The sequence below is a fragment of the Caballeronia sp. M23-90 genome (genome assembly GCF_053574605.1).
On sequence record NZ_JBSIPA010000347.1, the window covers coordinates 1 to 7,253 of the forward strand.

Consider the following 7,253-nt stretch of genomic DNA (forward strand, 5'->3'; position numbering starts at 1 on the left):
TCCGGCGCTCGCAGCCGCCGGTCCCAAGGGATGAGCACGCTACGAGGCGCACCAGATGGCGGCCCCGAGGCGCGGTTGGTGCTGAAGAATCCCGGTTGATCTCACGCACTCACTTCGGCGCGATGTCACGCTCCACACGCTTGATATGCTGCTCGACATAGAACGCGGCGGCATCGGCGTCGCCCTGGATCACCGCCTCATAGATCAGCCGATGTTCGGCCACATACAGCCGTATGCGGCCTGCGTCGTAGATGCCTTCGTCCTTCAGGCGTTTCCACAACGGCTGGTCCATCGAACTCGCGACTTCATCGGCGATCTTGACCATCAACGCGTCGCCCGTCATCACGGCAAGCTGCCGGTGGAACAACCGGTCGCTGCTGTTCCATAACGCGCGCTGAGCGGGATCGTCGATGTCGTAGACGCTCTCCATCTGATCGAGATAATGTTCGGCGAGGCTGTCGCGCTGGCCACGAACGGCGGCACGGCGCGCGATGGCCGGCTCGAGAACCATCCGTACGTCGAGCGTGGAGCTCGGGCTGAAGTCGGCGGTTGCCGTGCCGTTCGCGCTTCCGTTCGACAGGCGGGCGAACGCGTCACCGCACACGAACGTGCCCGAGTTCCGTTTGGTGACGACCAGCCCTTCGTTCTGCAACGCGCCGATCGCCTCGCGCACGGCGGGACGCCCTACACCGAACAACGCGGCGAGGTCGCGTTCCGAGGGCAGCCGCGACTCGGGCATGAAGCGGCCGGCCGCGATCTCATCGCGAATTTTCTGCGATACCTGTTCATAGATTTGTCTGGGCCGGAACGAGCCGTCCAGTTCGGCGTGCACCGCTGACATTCGTCGATCTCGCTTATCTAAATCAAACTACGTGGTCAAAAGCCAAACCAGAATAGCTCCGCTTATTTTGAAATGGTTGCGGGCATGACCAGTTGTGGCATACATTAACTGGTCTGCAATAAAGACCAGTATAGTCCCACACGGAGTGAAATAAATGAATAAGGCTGTCGCAGGTTTTATGGTCGCCGCCGCGACCCTTACAAGCATGGGCGCCCACTCGCAAGAGGTGGTGACGATCGGTCATTCGGCGCCGCTAACCGGCCCGCAAGCGGTCAACGGCAAGGACAACGAAAACGGCGCGCGCCTTGCGCTCGAGGATCTGAACAAGAAGGGCGTGACGGTGGCGGGAAAGAAGGTAACGTTCAAACTGGATTCGGAAGACGACCAGGCTGACCCGAAGATTGGCGTTCAGATAGCCCAAAAACTTGCCGATGGCGGCGTGATCGCCGTGCTCGGGCCGTACAATTCCGGCGTCGCAATTCCCGCATCGCGCGTCTTCAACACCGCCGGCATCCCCATGCTGCCGGTTGCATCGAATCCCGCGCTGACCACACAGGGCTTCAAGAACATCTTCCGCATTGGCGCAAGCGACGAACAACTCGGCGGCGCCATGGCCGTGTTTGCGAAGAAGACGCTGAAGGCAAAGACGGCAGCGGTTATCGACGATCGCACCGCTTACGGCCAGGGCGTCGCAGAGCAGTTCGTGAACGTGGCGAAGGCGCAAGGCATCCAGATTGTCGACAGCCAGTACACCAACTCCAGCGCGACCGATTTCCTCGGCATCCTGACGAGCATCAAGGCGAAGAACCCCGACGTCATTTTCTTCGGCGGATATGCAGCGCAAGGCGCGCCGATGGCCAAGCAAATGCGCCAGCGCGGATTGCGCGCGAAGCTGCTCGGCGGCGACGGCATCTGTTCCGCCGACATGGGCAAGATCGCGGGCGACGCGGCATCGATCGTGTATTGCGCGCAAGGCGGCACGTCCCTCGAGAAGACTGCTGCGGGGCGTGACTTCGTGAAGCGCTACAAGGACACGTATCACACGGACACGCAGGTCTACGCCGTCAGCTATTACGACGGCATGATGCTGCTCGCCGATGCCATGGTCAAAGCCGGTACCACCACGGACAAGGCCAAGCTGATCGAACAGCTCTCGAAGACGAACTACAAGGGCATCGCGGGAACCTATTCGTTTGACGCCAAGGGCGACCTGAAAGGCGCGCCCACCACCGTGTACGCAATCAAGGACGGCTTGCCGGTCGCTTACGGGCAGTGAGCGGACTGGACGCGAAATGAAAATCACGAATGCAATCAGCACGGTCGAAGTCCATACCGGCGGGGAGGCGTTTCGTATCGTGACGAGCGGCTTGCCGAAGATACAAGGCAAGACGATCGTCGCGCGTCGCGCATGGCTCAAGGAACACGCTGACCACATCCGCCGCGCGCTGATGTTCGAACCGCGCGGTCACGCCGACATGTACGGCGGTTATCTCACTGAGCCCGTGAGTGAGGGCGCCGATTTCGGCATCATCTTCGTTCACAACGAAGGCTACAGCGATCATTGCGGCCATGGCGTGATCGGGCTTGCAACGGCGGCCGTCGAGCTGGGATGGATCGAGCGCAAGGAGCCCGAGACCCGCGTGGGTATCGACGCGCCGTGCGGGTTCATAGAGGCGTTCGTGCAGTGGGACGGCAATCACGCAGGCAACGTGCGGTTCGTCAACGTGCCGTCCTTCATCTGGCAACGCGACGTGACAGTACATACGCCGTCGTTTGGCAGCGTGACGGGCGACATCGCTTTTGGGGGCGCCTTTTATTTCTATACCGATGGCGCGCCTTTCGACTTGCCGATCCGCGAATCTGCGGTCGACAAACTGATCCAGTTCGGCGCTGAGGTCAAGGCTGCGGCCAACAAGGCGGTGAAGGTCGTGCATCCGGAGATTCCCGAGCTGAACCATATCTACGGCACGATCATCGCGAACGAGGCGCGGCACGCGGGTTCATCGCAGGCGAATTGCTGTGTGTTCGCCGACCGCGAAGTGGACCGGTCGCCTACCGGATCGGGCACGGCCGGCCGCGTCGCGCAACTGTACTCGCGCGGTTTGCTGGGACGCGATGAAACGCTCGTCAACGAGTCGGTGATCGGCACCGTGTTCAAAGGCCGCGTGCTGAGCGAAACGAAGCTCGGTCCCTTCGACGCCGTCATTCCCGAGATCGAAGGCAACGCATATATCTGCGGGTTCGCGAACTGGATCATCGACGATCGCGATCCGCTCACCTACGGCTTCCTGGTGCGATGAACATGATCCGATTTTTCGATGAACAACAGACCGCGGCGCTGCTTCCTTATCCCGAACTCGTGGCTGCCTTGAGCATTGCGGTAACGGAATATGGCGCAGGAAAGATCGTGAGCCCGGAAAGACAAGTCGTGCCGTTGCAGGCGAAGGGCGTGATGTTGTCGATGCCCGCAAGCGCCTCGGATCTCGCCATTCACAAGCTCGTGAACGTATGTCCGGGAAACGGCGCAAAGGGATTGCCGACCATTCACGGGCAGGTTACGGCATACGATTCGATCACCGGACAGGCGCTTTTCACGCTCGATGGCCCGACGGTCACAGGCAGGCGGACCGCCGCAATCTCGGCGCTTGGTATCCGGAGCCTTGCACGCAGCGTGAAAGCGATCCTGCTGATCGGCACCGGCAAGCAGGCAAGCAATCATGCCGAAGCGTTTGCCGCGCTGTTTCCTGATGCCACGCTTTACGTAAAGGGTTCATCGCTGGAATCGGCCCAGCGTTTTGCGGCTGCACGCAAGGGAATAATGGCGCTCGATAACGACGTCGTGCCGGATGATATCGATGTAGTCGTCACGCTCACGACAAGCAGGAAGCCGGTTTATCACGATGCCGCGCGTGTGGCACGGCTGGTCGTTGGTGTCGGTGCATTCACGCCGGACGGGGCGGAGATTGCGGCGTCCATCGTGCATGGCAGCGATGTGATTGTGGACGATCCTGCCGGGGCGAAACACGAAGCGGGAGATCTGATCCAGGCAGGCATCGACTGGACCGCGGTTGGGGCGCTGGCTGCAGTTATTGGTGGATCATGGAGCAGGTCTGCTGATCGGCCCGTGGTGTTCAAGAGCGTCGGATGCGCCGCGTGGGATCTGGCCGCGGCGCGGTTGGCGCGTGAGCGGCTGTCGCAGGAGTGACAAGGCGCATCGGGCGCGCTTTAGCAGGACTGTTCATCCCGGCAGCAACGTAATCCCGAAACGCGGTGCGGCATCGATCATCCGCTTGATGTCTTCGGGTTCCGGCGGTGTTGGCGTGACAGGACCCGTTTGCGCATGAGCGCATGAATCGACGAAATCGTCGAAGCCGGCGGGCGTACAGACCAGCATGTATCGCGAGGGCAGGTCCGTGTTGTTCGCCAGCCGATGCGGCACGTTTCGCGGCAGGAGCGCAGTCTCGCCGGCATGCACGCTGACCTGTTGTCCGTCGATGGTGACATCGACCACACCTTCCAGCACCGTGATGGTCTCTTCCTCGCGGTCATGGACATGCAACGGCGTTGCCCGGTGAGGAGGTCCGAAGATCTCCATCATGCAGAAGACGCCGGCGGTGTCTTTTCCGGAAATCAGCAGGCGTACGCGCGTGCCGGCAAAGTTGTACTCGGGCGCTTGAGTGTTCAGCACGAACATGATGTTCCTCTTGAATTGATTACACGACCTTCACTATAGGCCGCGCGTCGTTCAAGAAATATAGCCGCCGCTGCCGTAACATTCACGGCAACATACCGTGAATTTCCGATGAAAAACCTCAGACAATTCATGAGTTTTGCAGCGGTTGCCAGGAACGGCAGTTTCGCGGCAGCCGCGCGTGAACTGGGTCTCGCGCCGTCGTCGGTCGCGAAAAGCGTGGCGCGTCTGGAAAGCGATCTCCGCGTGCGCCTGTTCCACCGGACAACGCGAGCGGTTCGTCTCACAGAGGAAGGCGATGCGCTGTTCGCGCGCTGCGCACGCGTGCTGGAAGAGATCGAATCGCTGGAATTATCGGCCACGCAATCGCCCGAAGCGCCTTCGGGAACCCTGCGTATTGGTGCGCCAATAGGCTATGGAACCCGCAAGATCGTGCCCGTTCTCAATCGTTTGCTCGCAGCGCATCCGCTGCTCAACGTCGACATGCGCCTGACCGACGAGCGTGTGAACCCGGTGAACGAAGGGCTGGACGCCGTGGTGCGACTTGGCACGCTGGACGACTCGGGCCTGGTTGCACGCACGATCGATCGTCAGCATCTGGTGCTATGCGCAAGCCCCGCGTATGTGAACGCGAATGGCGCACCGCGGTCAGTCGCAGAGTTAGAAGAGCGTCCTGTCATAGTGTTCAGGATGCCTACCAATGGGCGAGATCGCCCGCTTGAATTCATCGTCGATGGAAAGAACATCCAGCTGCGCCCACGCTCAAGGTTTTCGCTGAGTCACGGCGACGCCATGGTCGAAGCGCTGCTTGACGGTGCGGCGATCGCTCAAGTGCCCGAGCACATGGTCGAGCGTCACATCAGGGAGGAGACGCTTGTTGAGTTATTGCCCGAATTCCGCCCTGCGCCGCTCGCGGTCAACGTCGTGACGCCCGGCGCGCGGATGATGCCGCCGCGAGTGCGTGTGTTTATCGATGCGTTGGTGTCCGCATTCAATCCATGAAGCAGGATCAAAGCGGGTAAACCCGCTTCAAGATTTCGTTGACATCGAAGTGGCCGGTTACTAGAGTGAATGTACTTTGGATGCACAGGACGTTTTTGCCAAAGAACGTTCCGGACATCCGATTCCACGTGGCCAGCCGGCAAAAGAGCGGACGCCATCATTCTGGAGACGTTCATGACGCAACAGCGGCCTCGTTGGGTACTCATCACTTTGTTATTCGTCGGCGGGATGATCAGTTACCTCGACCGTGCGGCTTTATCGATCACTGCGCCGCTGATTTCCAGGGATCTGCATCTGGATCCGGCGCAACTCGGCGTTGTCTTCAGCAGCTTCTTCGTCGGCTATGCATTGTTCTGCTTCGTGGGCGGCTACGCGTCGGATCGATTTGGTCCGAAGGCAGTATTGAGTGTTTCCATGCTGGTCTGGTCGCTCTTTTGCGGCCTCACGGCGGGCGTGTTCAGCATCGCGAGCCTGCTGGTCGTGCGCGTGATCTTTGGCATGGGCGAAGGCCCATACTGCGCGAACATTAACAAACTCGTTTCGAACTGGTTTGCGCGCAAGGATCAGGCGACGGCCATTGGCGTCGCCAATTCGGGCCAGTCGTTCGGCGCAGCGCTGGCTGGGCCGATTGTCGGCTTTATCGCCGTGAGCGCGGGATGGCGGACATCGTTTGTCGTGATCGCGTCGGTTGGCGTGCTGTGGGTCATCGCGTGGATGGTGTGGGCGAAAGACAAGCCCGATGTCGCGCCCGAATCCGGCCTCGACGCGCGTCAGGAACGCGCCGAAGTCCAGCATGGCCCGGCCGGCGAAACGGGTCCGCTGATGAGCTATATCCTGCGCCCCGGCATCCTCGCGACGGCCTTCGCATTCTTTGGCTACGCGTACATCCTGTACTTCTTCCTTTCGTGGTTCCCCAGCTACCTGACGATGGCGCATCACCTCAGCATCCAGAAGATGTCGGTGGTGACCGTGATCCCGTGGCTGGTCGGAACGACCGGACTGGTGGCGGGCGGCTTCGTGTGCGACTGGATCTACAAGAAGACGGGCCGGGCGATCTTCGCGCGCAAACTCGTGCTGATCACAAGCCTGGCTGCAGGCGCGGTGTGCATCGCGGCGACGGGCGCCGTCACCGACCTGACGTCCGCTGTCACGCTGATGGCCGTGGCGGTCTTCTTCATGTATGCATCGTTTAACACGTACTTCGCGATCATCCTCGATACCGTCGAGAAGAACCGCGTCGGTGCGGTAAGCGGCTTCGTGCATCTGATTGCGAATCTGGCGGGCATCGTGGCTCCAGCCGCGACCGGGTTTCTAGTGCAATGGTCGGGCAACTTCAAGAGCGCGTTCCTGCTGACCGGCTTGATTGCAGCACTCGGCGCGATATCCGTGGCGATTTTCGTGCGCTCGCCCAAGGAACAATTGTCATTCGAAGCTGAACCGGCGCGAAGCTGAAGCAGCAGACGTCACTTTCACGGACACTCAAGATGACTTATTTCGCGACTGTCGAAGAACTGCGGATCGAGGCGAAACGGCGCGTGCCGAAGATGTTCTACGACTATGTCGATGCCGGTTCGTGGACCGAATCCACGTATCGCGCGAATTCCGACGATTTCGCCAAGTTGCATTTTCGCCAGCGCGTGGCGGTGGACTTCAGTCACCGCAACCTCGCCACGACGATGGCAGGCACGCCTGTCACCATGCCCGTGGCGCTGGCGCCGA

General features: G+C 60.6%; 8 protein-coding genes. 6 read left to right on the forward strand and 2 right to left on the reverse strand.

Going from position 1 to position 7,253, the window contains the following annotated elements; all coding sequences use genetic code 11:
• Window positions 1-109: 109 nt before the first annotated feature.
• Window positions 110-841 (reverse strand): FadR/GntR family transcriptional regulator, encoded by a 732-nt coding sequence (locus ACRXB1_RS26155; protein ID WP_174363159.1) that lies wholly within the window; start codon window positions 839-841, stop codon window positions 110-112.
• 154 nt (window positions 842-995) lie between these two features.
• On the opposite strand from ACRXB1_RS26155, the gene ACRXB1_RS26160 reads away from it, so the two are divergent.
• From ACRXB1_RS26160 to lhpI, 3 genes are read left to right on the forward strand one after another with little or no spacing between them, the layout of a single operon-like run.
• A complete protein-coding gene (locus ACRXB1_RS26160; RefSeq protein ID WP_174363158.1) occupies window positions 996-2,117 on the forward strand; it encodes a branched-chain amino acid ABC transporter substrate-binding protein in 1,122 nt (373 codons plus the stop codon).
• 16 nt (window positions 2,118-2,133) lie between these two features.
• Entirely contained in the window at window positions 2,134-3,141 is a 1,008-nt protein-coding gene (lhpH, locus tag ACRXB1_RS26165) for a trans-3-hydroxy-L-proline dehydratase (RefSeq protein ID WP_174363157.1), read from the forward strand.
• Window positions 3,142-3,143: 2 nt separating this feature from the next.
• The gene (gene lhpI, locus ACRXB1_RS26170; RefSeq protein ID WP_449493687.1) at window positions 3,144-4,046 is read left to right on the forward strand and encodes a bifunctional Delta(1)-pyrroline-2-carboxylate/Delta(1)-piperideine-2-carboxylate reductase; all 903 of its coding nucleotides are present in this window, start codon (window positions 3,144-3,146) and stop codon (window positions 4,044-4,046) included.
• 33 nt (window positions 4,047-4,079) lie between these two features.
• Here lhpI and ACRXB1_RS26175 read toward each other — a convergent pair whose 3' ends face one another.
• The gene (locus ACRXB1_RS26175; protein WP_174363155.1) at window positions 4,080-4,535 is read right to left on the reverse strand and encodes a cupin domain-containing protein; all 456 of its coding nucleotides are present in this window, start codon (window positions 4,533-4,535) and stop codon (window positions 4,080-4,082) included.
• Between the two features lie 108 nt (window positions 4,536-4,643).
• Here ACRXB1_RS26175 and ACRXB1_RS26180 point away from each other — a divergent pair, with 108 nt between their 5' ends.
• From ACRXB1_RS26180 to ACRXB1_RS26190, 3 genes are all read left to right on the forward strand, one after another.
• Window positions 4,644-5,534: a LysR family transcriptional regulator gene (locus ACRXB1_RS26180; RefSeq protein WP_174363154.1), complete on the forward strand. Its 891-nt coding sequence runs from the start codon at window positions 4,644-4,646 to the stop codon at window positions 5,532-5,534.
• A 174-nt stretch (window positions 5,535-5,708) separates the two neighbouring features.
• Window positions 5,709-6,986, forward strand: a complete 1,278-nt coding sequence (locus ACRXB1_RS26185) for an MFS transporter (RefSeq protein ID WP_449493688.1) — start codon at window positions 5,709-5,711, stop codon at window positions 6,984-6,986.
• A 32-nt stretch (window positions 6,987-7,018) separates the two neighbouring features.
• Window positions 7,019-7,253 (forward strand): alpha-hydroxy-acid oxidizing protein (locus ACRXB1_RS26190; RefSeq protein ID WP_449493689.1); only part of this gene is annotated, 235 nt, incomplete at its 3' end.

Excerpts from the sequence above, each read along its gene's own strand:
- ACRXB1_RS26155 (WP_174363159.1), bottom strand. The coding sequence starts at position 841 with ATGTCAGCGGTGCACGCCGAACTGGACGGCTCGTTCCGGCCCAGACAA.
- ACRXB1_RS26160 (WP_174363158.1), top strand. The coding sequence starts at position 996 with ATGAATAAGGCTGTCGCAGGTTTTATGGTCGCCGCCGCGACCCTTACA.
- lhpH (WP_174363157.1), top strand. The coding sequence starts at position 2,134 with ATGAAAATCACGAATGCAATCAGCACGGTCGAAGTCCATACCGGCGGG.
- lhpI (WP_449493687.1), top strand. The coding sequence starts at position 3,144 with ATGATCCGATTTTTCGATGAACAACAGACCGCGGCGCTGCTTCCTTAT.
- ACRXB1_RS26175 (WP_174363155.1), bottom strand. The coding sequence starts at position 4,535 with ATGTTCGTGCTGAACACTCAAGCGCCCGAGTACAACTTTGCCGGCACG.
- ACRXB1_RS26180 (WP_174363154.1), top strand. The coding sequence starts at position 4,644 with ATGAAAAACCTCAGACAATTCATGAGTTTTGCAGCGGTTGCCAGGAAC.
- ACRXB1_RS26185 (WP_449493688.1), top strand. The coding sequence starts at position 5,709 with ATGACGCAACAGCGGCCTCGTTGGGTACTCATCACTTTGTTATTCGTC.